Source organism: Congzhengia minquanensis, assembly GCF_014384785.1.
Lineage (GTDB): Bacteria > Bacillota > Clostridia > UBA1381 > UBA9506 > Congzhengia > Congzhengia minquanensis.
The window spans coordinates 1-19,060 of sequence record NZ_JACRSU010000004.1; the positions used below are offsets into that span (position 1 = coordinate 1).

The 19,060-nt window shown below is 45.7% G+C and carries 10 protein-coding genes; 1 reads left to right on the top strand and 9 read right to left on the bottom strand.

The window, feature by feature from the left end:
- Positions 1-356: 356 nt before the first annotated feature.
- From H8698_RS10250 to rpoB, 9 genes are all read right to left on the bottom strand, one after another.
- Entirely contained in the window at positions 357-1,706 is a 1,350-nt protein-coding gene (locus tag H8698_RS10250; protein ID WP_249313417.1) for an MATE family efflux transporter, read from the bottom strand.
- Positions 1,707-1,889: 183 nt separating this feature from the next.
- Positions 1,890-5,234 (bottom strand): carbohydrate-binding protein, encoded by a 3,345-nt coding sequence (locus H8698_RS10255; RefSeq protein ID WP_249313418.1) that lies wholly within the window; start codon positions 5,232-5,234, stop codon positions 1,890-1,892.
- Between the two features lie 210 nt (positions 5,235-5,444).
- Positions 5,445-6,647 carry an elongation factor Tu gene (tuf, locus tag H8698_RS10260; RefSeq protein WP_177679773.1) on the bottom strand — a complete coding sequence of 401 codons (1,203 nt, stop codon included), beginning with the start codon at positions 6,645-6,647 and terminating at the stop codon, positions 5,445-5,447.
- Between the two features lie 86 nt (positions 6,648-6,733).
- Positions 6,734-8,815 carry an elongation factor G gene (gene fusA, locus H8698_RS10265; protein WP_346726844.1) on the bottom strand — a complete coding sequence of 694 codons (2,082 nt, stop codon included), beginning with the start codon at positions 8,813-8,815 and terminating at the stop codon, positions 6,734-6,736.
- Between the two features lie 117 nt (positions 8,816-8,932).
- Complete coding sequence (rpsG, locus tag H8698_RS10270) at positions 8,933-9,403, bottom strand: 30S ribosomal protein S7 (RefSeq protein WP_177679775.1); 471 nt, start codon at positions 9,401-9,403, stop codon at positions 8,933-8,935.
- Positions 9,404-9,547: 144 nt separating this feature from the next.
- Complete coding sequence (gene rpsL / locus H8698_RS10275) at positions 9,548-9,967, bottom strand: 30S ribosomal protein S12 (RefSeq protein ID WP_177679776.1); 420 nt, start codon at positions 9,965-9,967, stop codon at positions 9,548-9,550.
- 64 nt (positions 9,968-10,031) lie between these two features.
- The gene (locus tag H8698_RS10280; protein ID WP_249313419.1) at positions 10,032-10,286 is read right to left on the bottom strand and encodes a L7Ae/L30e/S12e/Gadd45 family ribosomal protein; all 255 of its coding nucleotides are present in this window, start codon (positions 10,284-10,286) and stop codon (positions 10,032-10,034) included.
- A gap of 65 nt (positions 10,287-10,351) precedes the next feature.
- The gene (gene rpoC / locus H8698_RS10285) at positions 10,352-14,110 is read right to left on the bottom strand and encodes a DNA-directed RNA polymerase subunit beta' (RefSeq protein ID WP_283245453.1); all 3,759 of its coding nucleotides are present in this window, start codon (positions 14,108-14,110) and stop codon (positions 10,352-10,354) included.
- A 39-nt stretch (positions 14,111-14,149) separates the two neighbouring features.
- Positions 14,150-17,914: a DNA-directed RNA polymerase subunit beta gene (gene rpoB, locus H8698_RS10290; RefSeq protein ID WP_249313420.1), complete on the bottom strand. Its 3,765-nt coding sequence runs from the start codon at positions 17,912-17,914 to the stop codon at positions 14,150-14,152.
- Between the two features lie 300 nt (positions 17,915-18,214).
- On the opposite strand from rpoB, the gene H8698_RS10295 reads away from it, so the two are divergent.
- A complete protein-coding gene (locus H8698_RS10295) occupies positions 18,215-18,982 on the top strand; it encodes an inositol monophosphatase family protein (RefSeq protein ID WP_249313421.1) in 768 nt (255 codons plus the stop codon).
- Positions 18,983-19,060 lie beyond the last annotated feature (78 nt).

Genomic DNA, 19,060 nt, shown 5'->3' on the forward strand with positions numbered 1-19,060 from the left:
TCAACTCCGCTTGCGGAGCGATATCCTTTTGACCGATATCTCTGTCTTTATCCAAAATTACTCGGAATTCTTCTCTCAAAGAATCTTCAAGCCTGCACTGTTCATTTTTCAAGGTTCTGTGTGTTACCTCTTTTTTGTCTTTTCTTGAGGCGACTTTTATAATTATACTCGGATTTTATGTTGTTTGCAACTATTTTAACGTCGATTTAACGCGATTTTTAAAATATACGGCATATTATCTTTTATTTTCTCTTTTTTTTGCTATATTTACTTCTTTTTCCTCAATATTCATAAACAATATAAAAACACTTCTTTTGGTATTTTTCGTTCGCTATGCCACTATATATTGATAAAAATTATACTCTAATATGAAGCCAGTTCCCCTTTTTAACTTTTCTTGAATATAAAAATGCCCGAGAGAAGAAATCCAGACTGAGACCGATTGCCATTGCAACATGACCGTTTCCGGTTATTTTCGCCAGTATCCATGTGCCGAAAATTCTGCCGCCCCAAAGGGCTATAGCACTGGTTATGGCAGTATATCGCACATCGCCGGCCCCCTTTAGCACGCCGGTCATCGCCTGCATATATCCTACCGCAAACGATTCCACTGCAAAAAGCCGCACAAAAAAGACAGCTTCTTGAATCACTTCTGTTTCATTTGTATATAGCTTAACCAACAATGGTGCTCCGAAGAAAAATAGTACGCCAATAACGCTGAAAACCGACCATATGATGAACTTGTTTGCCTTTACGATTTCTTCTGCATCGTCTAAACTGTTTGATCCCAGTGCCTGAGAAATCAGCGCTGTGGTGGCCACAGAAATAGCCTGAGACGGAACACAGATGATTCCGTTCAGGTTCGCCCCGATTTGATATCCCGCCTGAAAAACCGTTCCAAAGGTTATCAGCACGGTCTGCAGCATTACAAATCCACCCTGGAACAAAAACTGTTCCACGGCCGACGGAACTGCAACATGAATGATACGCAGAATGGTTTCCTTTTTCAGTTTTAAGTTCCAGCGGCGGGGAAGAATTGGTTTTTTGGTGGCGAAAATGTAAATTGTCAGGCAGATAACGGCAATATACCGCACAGAAACAAAGGCAATTCCGGCGCCAGTCAGCCCCATAGCCGGTATATTCAGCCATGATACGCCGTAAATGAGAATTGGTGTTAAAATGACATTTGAAATATTTAATGAAGCCGTGCCCACCAGCGAAGTTTTATTGTCCCCTGTTCCCCGCTGTGAGGAGCCGACGATTGTGGTGAAAGCCGTAGCCGGCATGCTTGCCATGCAATAAGGCATATACAAATACATATTATCTAAAACCGACTGTTCTGCACCGCCGAAAAACAGACCGATAATTTGTTTTTTCAGCACCAGAAGAATAATCATAATGGTGACACTAATCATGATGTTGAGCTTTAGCGACTGATCGAACACGTCTTTTACGCCATCTTTATCTCCTGCGCCCCAAATCCGTCCAACGACAATTGTTGAGCCAACAGACAGCCCCACATACATACATTGCAGCCACCCCACCAAATTTGCGCACATGGTTGCTGCGGTAAGCTCGGCTTTGCCCAATCTGCCTACGATGGCGGTGGAAATAATGCCGGCGACAACGAGCAAAAATTGCTCGATTAGGCAAGGTATTGCGATTTTAATTAGTTCCGCTGTTTTTACCGGTGCGTTTCGTTTCATGATAAACTCCGCTTCCCTTTCCCGGACACAAAAGATCCGTCAAACAGGTCGTTTCATTGCGCTGCCCAAATCATACGCTACCTATTTTACTACGCAAACCATACTTTGTCAACCCATTATTTGCCTAAACAGTAATCCCCCTTACGACGCTGTCATAAGGGGGGTTATCTTTTGTAGAAAACTTTATTTTATTGCAATCCATTCCTGCGTATCCGCACTAAAAGTGATATTTTTCATCAAAGGTTCCACATTGTCTAAATCTCTCCAAACCATTACCTTGGCGGAATCTGGCGTGGCAGAAAGGTTTTTCACCTGAACGTTTACGTCCTTTGCGTTTGCCGCATCCGTTATGGAAATACCCACGAGTTCCGGTCCGCTGTACAGTGCTGTGACAACCTTACCGGTTACAGCGATTTCAAAGCCAACACAAACCTGAGCTGAATGGCTTTTTTCATCAACAGTTACAGAACTGCGTTTTGTAAAGCTTAGGCCGTTAAATCTGAGCGTTCCGGCAACACTTTCCTTCCGCACCGTAACAGTATGCGTTCCAGCCGTAAGGAACATCGGGTCGGGAGCATTAAATTTTGTAACTGTGGAGGCACTCGTTGGACGATATATTACTTCGGGATTGTCGTCCACCGTTACCCGTACACCCGAGGTAGCATTAGAATGATAAAAACCAAAATCATATAATCCGTCCTCAGGAACTGTAACGGAATATGTCCAGCCCTGGTTACCGCTTGCACTGTCTAAAACCACGTTGCGGACTACAAAATCTTCATAGCCCTTGGCGGTTTTATCCATCTGCGCCCCCTGGGTATATTGATGTGCAAACCACCATCCGTCTGTCGTAACATTTGAAGAAATGAAGTCCCACGCAGGAATTACCCGCTCGCCGCTTGATACGTCTGCATATAACGGACCATCTACCCGACGGAGTTCAATTTGGCTGGAAAGATTGGCCGTATAACCCTCTAAGCTTTCTAAAATAAAGGTATGCTGTCCGGCATCAAGCTGCATTGGAACCGCAAGCTTTTTATCCTGCGCCGATTTCGCCGGTTCTGTGCTGTTCGACCCTGTGGCATAATACCATTTGTTGGTCACGTCAACACCATCAAAATATGCTTTATAGCTGCACTGCAATATAGTTGCATTTACATAAACAGTGTAATAGCCCTGGTCTGCAATATCAAATGTGATTAGGTAACAGGATGACGGATTCAATGTTCCTGCAGCTGCCTCAAGACTTCCGCTGCCGCTTAGCAACAGCCCGTTTGTCAAATCTGTTTTTGTTCTTGCTGCGCCTGCGACAATTTGAACTGGCTCCTTGTGTTCACACAGGTTCAACTGGCCCAACACCACGCCGTCGGTTAGGGACTGAATGGTTAAAACGTGTGTTCCGGCAGTAAAGGATTTGCTTTCAAAAAGCACTCCCAGCTGCGAAAGAAGAACCGTTTCCGCCGCAGCGTCGTCTATTTTAACCGAAACCTGTGCGCCTTCCGGAATTGTTCCGCTGAGCAGTCTTAAATCAGCGGCAATTTCTGTGGTTTCAATGTTCCAAGATATGCTTTGCCCGTTATCGAGAGCCATTCCGTCTGCCCCGATAAGTCCGGTAAAATCGGAAGCAAGATTGGGAACAACCGTTGCCGGAAGCTCTGTTGCGTCCACAATGCCGGTTCCGGCACTTGCGGGTTCCGCCAACAGATATTTCAAATACATCCCACAGCCGTTTCCACTCTTATTGGTAACGGTCAGTGTCTGCTTGCCAGTGCCTAAATAAATTGCAGGCGTAGAGAGTGTATCGTTTTTTACCGCCGCTGTAGCACTGTAGGTATCGGAACCAAACCCTGCGCCGTTAATTGCGAAAAACAGCTTTCCTGTGAGGTCTTCAGATTGCCAATGGCCAGCGGCAATGTCAAATTTATAGTACCCAGGTGTTTGTACGTCAAGCGTATAGGAAGCATAGCTGCCATTATTGTTCATATAAACACCAATAAGGGTGCCTTCAGACGGAGACGCAAGCTCCTGGCTTCTGTAATCGCCTACAAGGGTGTAGCCCTCGGATGGGATCACTGTGCCTGTTGTGTCGTCGCTGTTTAAATGCGTTAACGTTAAGTTTGAATCTGTAATATATTGCGGCGGAATTGCTGTTTTTCCATCTATGGGAATTTCTGTTCTTAAAACGTCAACGAAATCTGCCGTAAGCTCGGTGTCTGGTGTAATGGAAAGCTCATAGGCAACACCGGCCTCTAACATCACCGGCTGTGTTTTGCTATCGCCAATTTTAGCATATTTACTATTCTGGTCGTCAGCCCAGGTGCCGTTGTAAATTTCTGTGGTTTCCAATGTGGACTGGTTTCTTACTGTGGCAGATATCTTACCTGAAAATGTTTTTGGATGCTGCGTTGCAAAGATATAGGAGCCGGTAACCGGAACGGTAAATTCAAAGTTCCTGGTCGTTCCTGCCGCAATTGTTTTTGCAGACGCATCTGATTCTATTCTTGTCAGGTTATTGTCCACAGTGACAACCTTATCGTTATACTCTGTCAATTCCTCAATGGTGAAATGATAGAAATAAGACCCCAGGGTATTCATTTTATATGTAATTTCGTGGGGGCCTTCGGTCAGCGCCATATTAACAATGTGCCACTCGCGGGTTCCGTCATCTGTCGTTCCGCCGTTTCCCTTTACTATAATCGTATCGCTCTTTGTGTAGACCTGTTCGCCGTCTAAAGCCAACACCATAGAGCCCGTTCGGTTATTTGTGCTTTCATCTGCTTTTGCATTATAAGAATAGAAACGCTGATCCACCATAACAGCGTAGTTTCCGGCTTTTTGAACATTTAGCTTATAAGTCACGGTCACACCGCCGTTTACGTGGATGTAACGGTCGTCCGTCCGCTTTGCTGTAAATGAATCGCTGTTGTAATCCGACACATACGTATAACCGGGCACTTTTGTGTTCGCATTGTTAATCATGCCGTTAACATGTCCAGGAGAACCAACATTCGCATATGCATTGTAATCGGAAGGATAAATGGCCTGCTTAGACCCATCTACGGAAATGGTGGTGCATCTGATATCAATGTAATTTATAACAGCATCTGCAACAGTTGGTGTAATTGCAATGGTACATTCTCCCGCTGGAAGTGTTGATGAGGCTGATTTTGCTCCGCCTGCTGCGCCTACACGGATATAGCTGTAATTATTTCCGCTCTGTTCTGATGTTTTGCCCGTGTTGAACAAAACGGTTTCCCCGCCCGCTGTTGGGGTAAAGGTAACAGTGTAGTCGTTTTTAGCTGCTGTTTGTGAAAAAAATACCGCATAATCACCGGCTTCGGGAACCGTGAATATAAACTCCCGGGCCGTATCTTTTGTAAAAGATGTGTTTGTCGGAATAATTCTCACTGCGTTTCCAGCCGTTTCAATTTTACATTCGTCTGCTGCTGCGGCCATTGGTATGAGCAGTGACATTAAAATAACAGAAACAGCTAAAAAGGATGATAAACATTTTTGCATTGTCCTCATTTTTGTCTCCCTCTCTCTCTTGTAATGCGTCATTACATATTTATACGCTTTTATTGTATCATATTTGACCTGTAAAAGAAAGAATTTAATATAAAAATTTATTAATTTTGTTCAATTTATCAAAAAAATGCCTTAAAATTTGTTTATTTTCACAATAAAAAAACGGCATAGTCTATTTAGACTATGCCGTTTATGTCAAAAAATAATGAATTATTTAATAACAGAAGATACAACGCCGGAACCAACTGTTCTGCCGCCTTCACGAATAGCGAAACGGAGTCCTTCTTCAATAGCGATAGGTGTAATCAGTTCAACTTCCATGGTTACATTGTCGCCGGGCATGCACATTTCAACGCCGTCGGGAAGCTTAATTACGCCTGTAACGTCCGTTGTTCTGAAATAGAACTGCGGTCTGTAGTTGTTGAAGAACGGTGTATGACGTCCGCCTTCTTCCTTTGTCAGAACGTAAACTTCACCCTTAAACTGTGTGTGGGGATGAATTGTGCCGGGTTTTGCTAAAACCTGGCCTCTTTCGATTTCGTTCTTCTGAACGCCACGGAGAAGCGCGCCGATGTTGTCGCCTGCTTCAGCCTGGTCAAGAAGCTTTCTGAACATTTCGATACCGGTTACAACAACTTTTCTCGGCTCGTCAGCTAAACCTGTGATTTCAACTTCATCATTTAAGTTCAGTGTTCCTCTTTCAACTCTGCCTGTAGCAACCGTACCACGGCCTGTGATGGAGAATACGTCCTCGACTGGCATTAAGAACGGAAGACCAGAAGCACGTTCCGGTGTGGGAATGAAAGAGTCAACAGCGTCCATGAGCTTTAAGATGGGCTCATATTCAGGTGCATTGATGTCTGTTGAATCGCTTTCTAAAACTGCTAAAGCAGAACCTGTGATGATCGGTGTGTCGTCACCCGGGAATTCATACTCTGTTAAAAGTTCACGAATTTCCATCTCAACGAGCTCTAACAGCTCAGGATCGTCAACCTGGTCAGCCTTGTTCATAAATACAACGATGTAAGGAACGCCAACCTGTCTTGCCAGCAGGATGTGCTCTCTTGTCTGAGGCATAACACCGTCTGCAGCGGAAACAACTAAGATAGCGCCGTCCATCTGTGCTGCGCCTGTGATCATGTTCTTAACATAGTCAGCGTGTCCCGGGCAGTCAACGTGAGCATAGTGTCTGTTTTCTGTTTCATACTCAACGTGAGCGGTGGAGATTGTAATACCTCTTTCTCTTTCTTCCGGTGCGCCGTCGATCTGGTCGTAAGCTTTAAAATCTGCTGCGCCTCTTAAGCTGAGAACCTTTGTGATTGCAGCTGTCAATGTTGTCTTACCATGGTCAACGTGACCAATTGTACCAATGTTAACATGAGGCTTTGATCTCTCATATTTCGCTTTTGCCATTTTGTTTTCCTCCTAAATGTTTATTTTAGTTTTAGTTTTTTATTAGTTTTATTTTACAATTAAATACGAAAAAAATCAATAGAAAATTAATCTTTTTTCGTACGAGAGTTAATAATCTGTTCCTGAATGCTCTTGGGAACTTCCTCATAATGGCTGGGCTGCATGGTATACTGACCACGGCCCTGTGTTCTGGAGCGAAGCTCTGTTGCATAACCAAACATTTCAGAAAGCGGAACAAACGAATGAATCATCTGCGCGCCGGGACGTGCTTCCATACCCTGAATCTGTCCGCGACGTGAGTTTAAGTCGCCCATAACGTCGCCCATATATTCCTCAGGAACAATGACGTCAACCTGCATGATAGGCTCTTTTAATACCGGATCTGCCTTTTTACAGCCGTCTTTAAATCCCATGGACGCAGCAATTTTAAACGCCATTTCCGATGAGTCAACTTCGTGGTAAGAACCGTCGATTAAGGTAACCCTAACGTCAACTACGTTGTAGCCTGCCAAAACACCGGTCTGCATTGCGCCCTGAATACCTGCGTCAACTGCCGGGATATATTCCTTCGGAATGGCACCGCCGACAATTTTATTTACGAATTCATATCCGCCGCCTGCCTCTAAGGGCTCTAACGTCATTACAACGTGACCATACTGGCCTTTACCACCGGACTGTCTTGCATATTTATGGTTCACTTCAACCGTTTTCCGAATGGTTTCCTTATAAGCAACCTGGGGCTTACCAACGTTCGCTTCTACCTTAAATTCGCGCATGAGTCTGTCAACGATAATTTCCAAGTGAAGCTCACCCATACCAGCGATGATGGTCTGCCCTGTTTCCTCGTCCGTATAGGTTTTAAAGGTCGGGTCTTCCTCTGCAAGCCTTGCCAGACCAATACCCATTTTTTCCTGGCCCTCTTTAGTTTTCGGTTCAATTGCAACACGGATAACCGGGTCAGGGAATTCCATGGATTCTAAGATAATCGGGTGGTTCGGGTCGCATAGTGTATCACCGGTTGTGGTACTCTTTAAACCAACGGCCGAAGCGATATCTCCGGAATAAACCTTGTCAATATCCTTTCTGTCGTTTGCATGCATCTGCAGAATACGGCCAATACGTTCCTTCACATCTTTTGTAGAGTTTAAAACGTGGGAACCGGCATCCAGCGTTCCGGAATATACGCGGAAAAAGCACAGCTTACCAACAAAGGGGTCTGCCATAATTTTAAATGCCAAAGCGGCAAACGGAGCGTCGTCAGAAGACGGGCTTTCCACTTCTTCGCCTGTGGCAGGATCTGTTCCGCGGATTGCGGCAACGTCTGTCGGGGCGGGCATATAATCAACAATTGCGTCAAGTAGCTTCTGAACACCTTTATTTTTATAGGATGTTCCGCACAGAACAGGAACGATTTCGTTGGAAATTGTGCCTGCACGAAGAGCCTTTTTAATTTCGGGGACGGTTAAAGTTCCCTCCTCCAAATATTTTTCCATCAGTTCTTCGCTGGTTTCAGCAACCGCTTCCAGCATATTAATTCTATATTCCTCTGCCTTTTCCTTTAAATCTTCGGGAATTTCCTCCTCGCGGATATCTTTCCCAAGGTCATCGTAGTAAACATATGCTTTGTTTTCTACTAAGTCAACCAAACCTTTAAATGTTTCCTCCGAACCAATTGGAATTTGAATTGGAACAGCATTACATTTTAGCCTCGTTTTCATCATGTCGACAACATTATAGAAGTCTGCACCCATAATGTCCATCTTATTTACATAAGCCATACGCGGAACCTTATAGGTGTCAGCCTGACGCCAAACAGTCTCTGACTGGGGCTCAACGCCACCTTTTGCACAGAAAACCGTTACGCTGCCGTCCAACACACGCAGAGAACGCTCAACTTCAACGGTGAAGTCAACGTGTCCCGGGGTATCGATGATATTGATTCTATGATTGAGCCAGTGACAGGTTGTAGCAGCGGAGGTAATGGTAATACCTCTTTCCTGCTCCTGTGCCATCCAATCCATCGTTGCAGCACCCTCATGGGTTTCACCGATTTTGTGGTTGACGCCTGTATAGAACAAAATTCTTTCTGTCGTGGTGGTTTTACCGGCATCAATATGTGCCATGATACCGATATTTCTTGTTTTTGCTAAAGAATATTCTCTTGCCACCAAATTTCCTCCTTTCTTCAAATAATACGTGAGTATCACGCAATATTTTATCCAAAAATTTCACGGATACACGGCTTTGCCGTGAAAATTAACAATTTATGATCGTTTCCGTTAAAATTACCATCTGTAATGTGCAAAAGCCTTGTTTGCTTCTGCCATTTTGTGCGTATCTTCTCTCTTTTTCACAGAGGAACCTGTGTTGTTCACAGCGTCCATAATCTCTGCTGCCAGTCTTTCCCTCATGGTCTTTTCGCCTCTTGCGCGGCTGTAAAGCGTGAGCCAGCGAAGGCCCAGCGTCTGCCGTCTTTCAGGACGAACTTCAATCGGAACCTGATAGGTAGCACCGCCGACACGTCTTGCTTTTACTTCCAAAACAGGCATAATGTTCGCCATTGCAGCGTTAAACACCTCTAAAGGTTCTTTACCTGTCTTTTCTTTGATGATATCAAATGCACCGTACACAATTTTCTGTGCGGTACCTTTTTTACCGTCCAGCATGATATTGTTAATCAAACGTGTAACAACCGTGCTGTTGTAAACCGGGTCAGCCAATACTTCTCTTTTCGCAATAAAACTTCTTCTTGGCACCTTTCTTCCCTCCTTCATTATTTTTGTGAAATGAAATCACAGGTACTCAATGCAAACTTTTTGTTTGACATCGTCAGTGCAGTACAATATTACAGGAAATCTTTCATGAATAACGTACCGACACCTATGTGATTTTAGCGCAAATTATTTCTTTGCTTTTGCTTTTTTCGCGCCATACTTCGATCTCGCCTGGTTACGGTTTGCAACGCCCGCAGTATCCAATGTGCCGCGGATGATGTGGTATCTTACACCAGGGAGGTCTTTTACTCTGCCGCCTCTGATTAAAACAACGCTGTGTTCCTGAAGGTTGTGACCAACGCCGGGAATGTAAGCAGATACTTCAATACCGTTTGTAAGACGTACCCTGGCCATTTTACGAAGTGCCGAGTTCGGCTTTTTCGGTGTCATTGTTTTAACAGAAGTGCAAACGCCTCTTTTCTGAGGAGAGTTTAAGTTGGTAGTTTTCTTCTTCAGCGTATTTAAGTTCTTTAAAAGAGCCGGCGCTGTATATTTTTTTACAGAAGTTTCCCTACCTTTTCTCACAAGCTGGTTAAACGTAGGCATGAAACGATTTCCTCCTTTCTTCAAATAATAAATCTATATTATAAAACATAATATAAAGCATAAATCATTTTAGAAGCACGGCGCAGGCTGCACTCACATTAATTCCAAAATCCTTACCGAGCTTTGCCTTGGTTTCGCAAAACTCCACCGGAACCCCATGCTCGCTGCACAGCGCCACAAACGGCAGGCGAACATGGTCGTCTGCGTCGTTTGCAACAAAAGCCTTAGCCGCTTTTCCGTTTTTAATTGCATCTGTAGATTGCTTCAGTCCCACAAAAAACGGGGCGTTAAGCAAATCGGTCTGCATAAGTTTCGTCATTCCTTTCCTCTACAAACACCATTTCTTATTCTACCATATTGAAACTTTCGTGTCAATTAAAAATTTTAAAGAACTTCTTCATCTGCATCCGGAATTACATTGGAGCCGATATAGTCCATATTTCTCGACACAAAATCGCTGTCATACTCGTCAATGGATGCGATAATCGGCGTGTTCCGCTCAATCTGTGTATTCTGATATTTTGTCATGCCGGTACCTGCGGGAACAAGCTTACCTATGATGACATTTTCTTTTAGGCCGACCAGCGGATCAACCCTGCCCTTGGTTGCGGCTTCCGTAAGAACCCTGGTGGTTTCCTGGAACGACGCAGCGGACAGGAACGAATCTGTCGTTAAGGCTGCCTTTGTGATTCCGAGAATAATTCTGGAGCACACAGCGGGCGTTTTGCCCTCTGCAATCAGCTGTTCGTTTACGGAATTGAACTCATTGATGTCCACCAACGAGCCGGACAGAAATTTCGTGTCGCCCGATTCTTCAATCCGCACCCTACGGAGCATCTGGCGCACAATAACCTCGATATGCCTGTCGTTAATGTCAACACCCTGCAGTCTGTAAACGCGCTGCACTTCTTTAATCAAATACTGCTGAACAGCGGTAACGTCTTTAATTCTTAAAATATCATGGGGATTGATGCTTCCCTCCGTAAGCTCGTCGCCCACAGAAAGCATGTCGCCCTCCAATACCTTAATTCGCGACCCATATGGAATTAAATAGGTCTTTGCATCTTTTGTTTCGTCGTTGGTTACAACAATTTCGCGTTTCTTTTTGTTTTCAACAATGCTAACCCTGCCTGCAATCTCTGTTAAAATTGCAAGGCCTTTGGGCTTTCTTGCCTCAAACAGCTCCTCAACACGGGGAAGACCCTGTGTGATGTCGTCGCCGGCAACACCGCCGGTGTGGAACGTTCTCATGGTAAGCTGCGTACCCGGCTCGCCGATAGACTGTGCCGCAATAATGCCCACCGCTTCACCTGCGGGCACAATTTTTCCGCTTGCCAAGTTGGAGCCGTAACATTTTGCACAGATACCAACCTTGGATTTACAGGTCAGCACGGAGCGGATCGTCGCTTTCGTTACGCCGGCTTTTACAATTTGAATTGCAAGCTTTTCGTCAATGAGCGTATCCGGCGTTGCTAAAATCTCTCCCGTTTCCGGATGGACAATGTTGCCCACCGGGAACCGGCCGGAAAGTCTGTCTTCTAAGCTTTCAATTACCTCTTTGCCCTCGGTGATTGCCATAACCTCAATGCCGTCGGCGGTTCCGCAGTCCTCCTCGCGGATGATAACGTCCTGAGATACGTCAACCAAACGGCGGGTAAGATAACCCGAGTCGGCGGTTCTTAAGGCCGTGTCGGCAAGACCTTTTCTTGCGCCGTGGGATGAAACGAAATATTCCAGCACATTTAAGCCCTCACGGAAGTTTGCTCTGATTGGGATCTCGATGATTTTACCGGAGGTATCGTTCATCAGTCCACGCATACCAGCCAGCTGACGAATCTGGTTTTTACTACCACGGGCGCCAGAGTCCGCCATCATAAAGATGGGGTTATACTGGTCTAAGTTGTCCATCAGGGCGTCTGTGACGTCGTCTATGGTTTTGGTCCAGGTTTCGATTACAAGCTTATAACGCTCTTCATCAGAAATCAGACCGCGGTTAAACTGTTTTGTAATTTTGTCCACACGGTCTTCCGCAGCGGCAAGCAGCGTCTTTTTCTTTTCCGGCACCTCAATGTCAGATACGCTGACAGTGATTGCGCCCCGGGTGGAATATTTAAAGCCCATTGCTTTAATGGTGTCAAGCACAACGGCTGTTTTGGTGAGGCCATGTACCTGGATACACTTATCAATAATTTGTCCCAGCTGTTTTTTTCCGCAGAGGAAATCCACTTCCAAAACAAACTTGTTTTCCGCAAGTGTTCTGTCTACAAATCCCAAATCTTGGGGAAGGTATTCGTTAAAAATCAGCCTGCCTACCGTGCAGTCAATCATGCCGGAATCTCCGTCTTCGCTGGTCATGCGGACGCGGATTGGCGCATGAAGCCCGACAACGCCGTTGGTGTAAGCCAAAAATGCTTCGTTAAAGGAGGAAAATACTTTTCCTTCTCCAACTTCACCCTGGTAACAGTCCTCCTCCGTAAAGGCGGCCGCCCGCTTTCCAACAGACTCAAGCTCGGCATTTTCTGCCAAAACGCTGGGCTTTCCGGGCACGGAGTACATGTAGTTTACAATCTGGCCCTCTTTAAAATTCTCAGAGTCACCGGGATCGGTAATTTTCACTTCTTTTGGTTTTACAAGCGTCAGGTAATAGCTGCCCAAAACCATGTCCTGGGTAGGAACGGTAACAGGACGGCCATCCTGGGGTTTTAACAGGTTGTTGGCGGAAAGCATTAAGAACCTTGCTTCTGCCTGCGCTTCCGGGGACAGCGGCACGTGAACCGCCATCTGGTCGCCGTCAAAGTCCGCGTTATATGCTGTACATACCAGCGGGTGAAGCTTCAATGCCCTGCCCTCTACCAAAATCGGCTCGAATGCCTGAATACCTAATCTATGCAAGGTAGGCGCGCGGTTTAACAGCACCGGATGGTCTTTGATAACGTCGTCTAAAACGTCCCAAACCTCGGGTTTTAAGCGTTCCACCATGCGTTTTGCGCTCTTAATGTTGTGGGCAACACCGTCGTTTACAAGCTTTTTCATTACAAAAGGCTTAAACAGCTCAATTGCCATTTCTTTCGGCAGGCCGCACTGGTAAATTTTCAGTTCCGGACCTACTACGATAACAGAACGGCCGGAATAGTCCACACGTTTTCCCAAAAGGTTCTGGCGGAAACGGCCCTGTTTTCCCTTCAGCATATCGGAAAGGGATTTTAAAGGTCTGTTGCCCGGACCGGTTACGGGGCGGCCCCGTCTGCCGTTGTCAACCAGCGCGTCAACGGCTTCCTGCAGCATTCTTTTTTCATTTCTTACAATAATCTCAGGAGCGCCCAAATCCAACAATTTTTTCAAACGGTTGTTTCGGTTAATTACCCTTCTGTATAAATCGTTTAAATCGCTTGTCGCGAACCGGCCGCCGTCCAACTGAACCATAGGACGGATATCCGGCGGAATGACGGGAATCACGTCTAAAATCATCCAAGACGGGTTGTTGCCCGAAAGCCGGAACGATTCCACAACCTCTAACCGTTTAATCAGGCGAACTTTTTTCTGGCCCGAGGCGCCCTCTAAGTCCGTTTTAATTTCTTTGGAAAGGGCATCTAAGTCAATTTCATCTAAAAGCTCTTTAATTGCTTCCGCACCCATGCCGGCGCGGAACCGGTCGCCGTATTTTTCACTGTATTCCCTGTATTCCTGTTCCGACAGGATTTGTTTCTTTTCCAGCTCTGTGCGTGCGCCGGGGTTAATAACCACATATGCCGCAAAATATAATACCTTTTCCAGCATTCTCGGCGTCATGTCCAGCAAAAGGCCCATGCGGGACGGAATTCCCTTAAAATACCAAATGTGGGAAACCGGTGCCGCCAGCTCAATGTGACCCATCCGTTCACGACGGACGCGGGCACGGGTTACTTCAACGCCGCAGCGGTCGCAGACAATTCCCTTGTGACGAATTCGTTTATATTTACCGCAGTGGCACTCCCAGTCCTTTGTTGGGCCGAAGATACGCTCGCAGAACAGGCCGTCGCGTTCCGGCTTCAGCGTTCTGTAGTTGATTGTCTCCGGCTTTTTTACCTCACCGTGGGACCAGCTTCTGATCATATCCGGCGATGCGAGACCTATTTTTATTGCATCAAATGTGTTTTCTGACAATCGTCTCATCTCCATTTACAAGAATTTGATTCAGCGTTTTTACAAAAGATCCGACTCGTCGTCGAAGAAGCCTGAATCATCATCTTCGTCATCAAACTCGTCTTCAAAATCATCCTCTTCGCTTACCGTTTCCTCTTCTTCCTCAATGAAAAGGGTTTCATCTTCCTCAATGTCCACACCGTCTAATTCCTCTTCCGCTTCCTCGGTGCTTTCTTCCTCGTCGTCCATGTCGAGGTTGATAAACGCTTTGTCGTCCCTTACGGTCATACCCAGGTTCGCCTCTTCTTCCTCCTCAGAGGAGTCTTTCAAGGTCACCTCGTTGCCGCCTTCGTCTAACACCCTCATGTCAAGACACAAGCTCTGAAGTTCCTTAATCAAAACCTTAAACGATTCCGGAATTCCCGGCTGGGGAACGCTGTCTCCTTTCACAATGGCCTCATACGTTTTCACACGTCCAACAATATCGTCCGATTTCACTGTTAGAATTTCCTGCAATGTATATGCCGCACCGTAAGCTTCCAGCGCCCAAACTTCCATTTCACCAAACCGCTGTCCGCCGAACTGAGCTTTACCGCCCAAAGGCTGCTGCGTAACCAATGAATATGGGCCGGTGGAACGTGCGTGGATTTTGTCGTCAACCAAGTGGCACAATTTTAAGATATACATAATGCCTACGGTTACCCGGTTATCAAACGGTTCGCCGGTTCTGCCGTCGTAAAGCACTGTTTTGCCGTCTGTGTCCAGCCCCGCCTCAATTAGTGTTGCCATAATATCTTCTTCTGTGGCGCCGTCTAAAACAGGGGTGGCAATTTTCCAGCCAAGCTCTTTGGCCGCGCGGCCCAGGTGAACCTCTAAAACCTGACCAATGTTCATTCGGGACGGAACGCCCAGCGGGTTTAACACAATTTCCAAAGGTGTGCCGTCCGGTAAAAACGGCATGTCTTCTTCCGGAAGAATTCTGGAGATAACACCCTTGTTACCGTGGCGGCCAGCCATTTTGTCGCCCACGGAGATTTTACGTTTCTGTGCAATATAGCAACGAACCAGCTGGTTTACGCCGGGGGGGAGCTCGTCGCCCTTGTCCCGGTCAAAGGTGATAACATCTACAATGATGCCTGCTTCGCCGTGGGGAACCCGCAGCGATGTGTCGCGCACTTCCCTTGCTTTTTCGCCAAAAATTGCACGGAGCAGACGTTCTTCCGCCGTGAGCTCTGTTTCGCCCTTTGGCGTAACCTTACCCACTAAAATGTCACCCGAACGGACTTCTGCACCCACGCGGATAATGCCGCGCTCATTTAAATCTTTTAGTGCGTCCTCGCCTACGTTGGGAATGTCGCGGGTAATTTCTTCCGCACCCAGCTTGGTGTCTCGTGCTTCGCACTCATATTCTTCTATATGGATGGAGGTTAAAATGTCATCACGAACAAGTTTTTCATTGATGAGCATTGCGTCCTCGTAGTTATAACCTTCCCAGGTCATGAAACCGATTAAAATGTTGCGGCCCAGTGCAATTTCGCCGTTGTTGGTAGACGGGCCGTCTGCAATGATGTCGCCCTTTTTCACCTTTTCACCAGCGGAAACAATGGGTTTTTGGTTGATGCAGGTTCCCTGGTTGGAACGGGTAAATTTAATCAGTTTATATTTATGAGAATTTCCGTTATCTTCTTTAATTACAATCTCGTCGGCGCTTACTTTAGAAACCACGCCGTCTTCTTTTGCCAAAACAACCACGCCGGAGTCTCTTGCCGCCTGGAATTCCATACCCGTTCCCACAATGGGGGAATCGGTGCGCAGAAGCGGAACCGCCTGGCGCTGCATGTTGGCGCCCATTAAGGCACGGTTTGCGTCGTCGTTTTCCAAAAATGGTATCATGGCCGTAGCAACCGAAACCACCTGTTTGGGCGATACGTCCATATAGTCAACCTTGCCAACTTCCACTTCCAAAATCTCATCGCGGTAGCGGACGGTGGCCTTTTTCGTCAGAAAATGCCCTTCCTCGTCCAGCGGTTCGTTGGCCTGGGCTACAATATATTCGTCCTCTACGTCCGCCGTCATATATTCAATCACATCTGTTACAATGCCCTTTTCCTTGTCAACCTTTCTGTAGGGTGCTTCAATAAACCCATGCTCATTAATTCTTGCATAGGTTGCCAGGGAAGAAATCAGGCCGATGTTCGGGCCTTCCGGTGTTTCAATGGGGCACATTCTCGAATAGTGGGAATAGTGCACATCGCGGACCTCGAAGCCCGCACGCTCACGGGATAAACCGCCCGGCCCCAAAGCCGAAAGCCTTCTTTTATGTGTCAGCTCAGAGAGCGGGTTTAACTGGTCCATGAACTGGGACAACTGGGACGAGCCAAAAAATTCTTTTATGGTTGCCACAATGGGGCGGATATTAATCAGCACCTGGGGCGTTACAATATCTAAGTCCTGAATGGTCATTCTCTCGCGGACAACACGCTCCATTCTGGAAAGGCCAATTCTAAACTGGTTCTGCAGCAGCTCACCCACGCAGCGCAGCCGGCGGTTGCCCAAATGGTCAATGTCGTCGGTTGTTCCAATGCCGTATAACAGTCCAATCTGATAGTTGATGGACGCCATAATATCGTCGATAATAATATGTTTCGGAACCAGCTCGTCGAGCCTTCTTTGCAGCTGGTCTTTTATTTCTTCTTCCGACTCAAAATTCTCTAATATTTCGTCTAAAACCTTTTTGCTGACCTTTTCGTGCGTAATATCAGAAGCGTCAAATGAGATATAATCGTTAAGGTCTACCATGCCGTTCGAGAACACAACAACGGGTGCGCCGTTTACGTCTAAAATAACACGGTTCACGCCGGCCTTTTCAATGTCCTCAGCCGCAGTCCTTGAAATAAACTGCCCGGCGTCAATCATCACTTCGCCGGTTTCGGGGTTGGCAATGGGTTCTTTGGCTACCTGATTGGCAATTCTTGCGCTGATGGCAAGCTTTTTGTTAAACTTATACCGTCCAACACCGGCCAAATCGTAACGTTTCGGGTCAAACAGCAGACCAAACAGCAGGCTTTTTGAGCTTTCCACCGTGGGAGGCTCCCCTGGGCGGAGCTTTTTATAAATTTCAATCAGTGCATCGTCTGACGACTGAATTGCACTGCTTTTTTCCAATGTATTTAAAAGAGCTTCGGTTTCACCAAACAAATCCAGAATTTCGCCGTCTGTTTCAACGCCCAGCGCCCGGATTAACACGGTGATGGGAATTTTTCTTGTTCTGTCGATACGCACTGACAAAACATCGTTTACGTCGTTTTCATATTCAAGCCAGGCTCCCCGATAGGGAATTACAGTTGAGGAATAGAGCTCTTTTCCTGTTTTATCATGCTCCATGGCATAATAAATTCCGGGCGAGCGCACCAGCTGGCTGACAATAACCCTCTCAGCGCCGTTGATAATAAAGGTACCCTGTTCCGTCATCAGCGGGAAATCACCCATGAATATTTCCTGTTCTTTGACCTCACCCGTTTCCTTGTTAATCAGACGCACCTTTGCTTTGAGCGGTGCCGCATAATTTGTGTCTCTTTCCTTACACTCTTCCACAGAATATTTGATTCTGTTTGTTTCAAGTTTATAGTCAATAAACTCTAAAATCAGATTTCCTGTATAATCGGTGATGGGAGAGATGTCGCGCAAGACTTCTTTCAAGCCTTCCTCCAAGAACCAGTTATATGAGTTTTTCTGCACCTCAATCAGGTTTGGCATTTCCAATACCTCATCGATTTTGGCATAACTCATTCTCTGATTTCTGCCCAACTGAATCGGATGTACCATAAGCTCAACCACCTCATTCAAATTTTTATCCGAGCCTTATCCGCGAAACTCAGGATTACAAAGGTTAAATTTATGTATTGTCATATTACAAAAATACAGTTTTAACCCCCCGGCAGTCTCAACTGCCGATTTTAATGCATAATATACCATTTTGAGATTATAATGCATTTTATTATACTACCACAGTTCATTTTATAAGTCAAGCTTTTTTTGCAAATTTTGAAAAAATTTTTGACCCTTTTCGTTGACAGGCTTACTTTCTTCCTATATAATTGAAAAAAAGAAAAGGAGCATAAAAACGTGGAAACATTAATTAAAATCGTCATTTCTGTGAAAGACATAATTTTAGACCGCAGCCAGGCCGGAAAAATTACAGAAAAAGGCGCAGCGGATTTTGTAACCGCTGTAGATTTGAGCGTGCAGAACGAAATTAAGCAACAGCTGAAAATACAGTTTCCTGAAGCTGACTTTTTAGGCGAGGAGGATAAAACCAGCTCATTTGACCGCGGCAAAGCGGTTTTTGTGTTAGACCCTGTAGACGGGACGACAAACCTCATTCACGACTATCAAATGAGTGCGGTGTCCTTAGCGCTTGTTGAAAACGGCATTGTCACAAAGGGTGTGGTTTATAATCCGTTTTCTGAAGAGCTGTTCACCGCAGAACGCGGCCGTGGGGCTTATTTGAACGGAATCCCCATTCACGTGTCCGGCGCCGCTTCGCTCTCAGATGCACTGATTTCCATAGGCACCTCCCCCTATGAAAAAGAGCGGGCGGACAAGCTGTTTAAATTATTGAAACATGTTTTTTTAAAAGCGCAGGATATACGCAGAAGCGGCAGTGCCGCCCTTGATTTATGCTTTGTTGCGGCAGGCCGCACAGACGGCTATTTCGAGCAAAACTTAAAGCCATGGGACTTTGCCGCAGGTTCTTTAATTTTGCAGGAAGCCGGTGGGATTATCACAAATTTTTCAGGCGGCGACATTAATATTTTTTCAAACTGTGATATTTTAGCGGCCACCGTAGGCTGTCACCATGAAATTTTGAAGGAAATTGCAACAATTTATTAATATTTTAAAAAAACATTGATTTTTTTTCATATTTTCTTTATAATGAGAAAAGAAAAAATAAGAAAGGAACTACAAAAA

Bases quoted from the DNA above. Each gene is read 5' to 3' on its own strand.
- H8698_RS10250 (WP_249313417.1), bottom strand. From the start codon at position 1,706: ATGAAACGAAACGCACCGGTAAAAACAGCGGAACTAATTAAAATCGCA.
- tuf (WP_177679773.1), bottom strand. From the start codon at position 6,647: ATGGCAAAAGCGAAATATGAGAGATCAAAGCCTCATGTTAACATTGGT.
- H8698_RS10255 (WP_249313418.1), bottom strand. From the start codon at position 5,234: ATGAGGACAATGCAAAAATGTTTATCATCCTTTTTAGCTGTTTCTGTT.
- H8698_RS10280 (WP_249313419.1), bottom strand. From the start codon at position 10,286: ATGACGAAACTTATGCAGACCGATTTGCTTAACGCCCCGTTTTTTGTG.
- rpsL (WP_177679776.1), bottom strand. From the start codon at position 9,967: ATGCCTACGTTTAACCAGCTTGTGAGAAAAGGTAGGGAAACTTCTGTA.
- rpoB (WP_249313420.1), bottom strand. From the start codon at position 17,914: ATGGTACATCCGATTCAGTTGGGCAGAAATCAGAGAATGAGTTATGCC.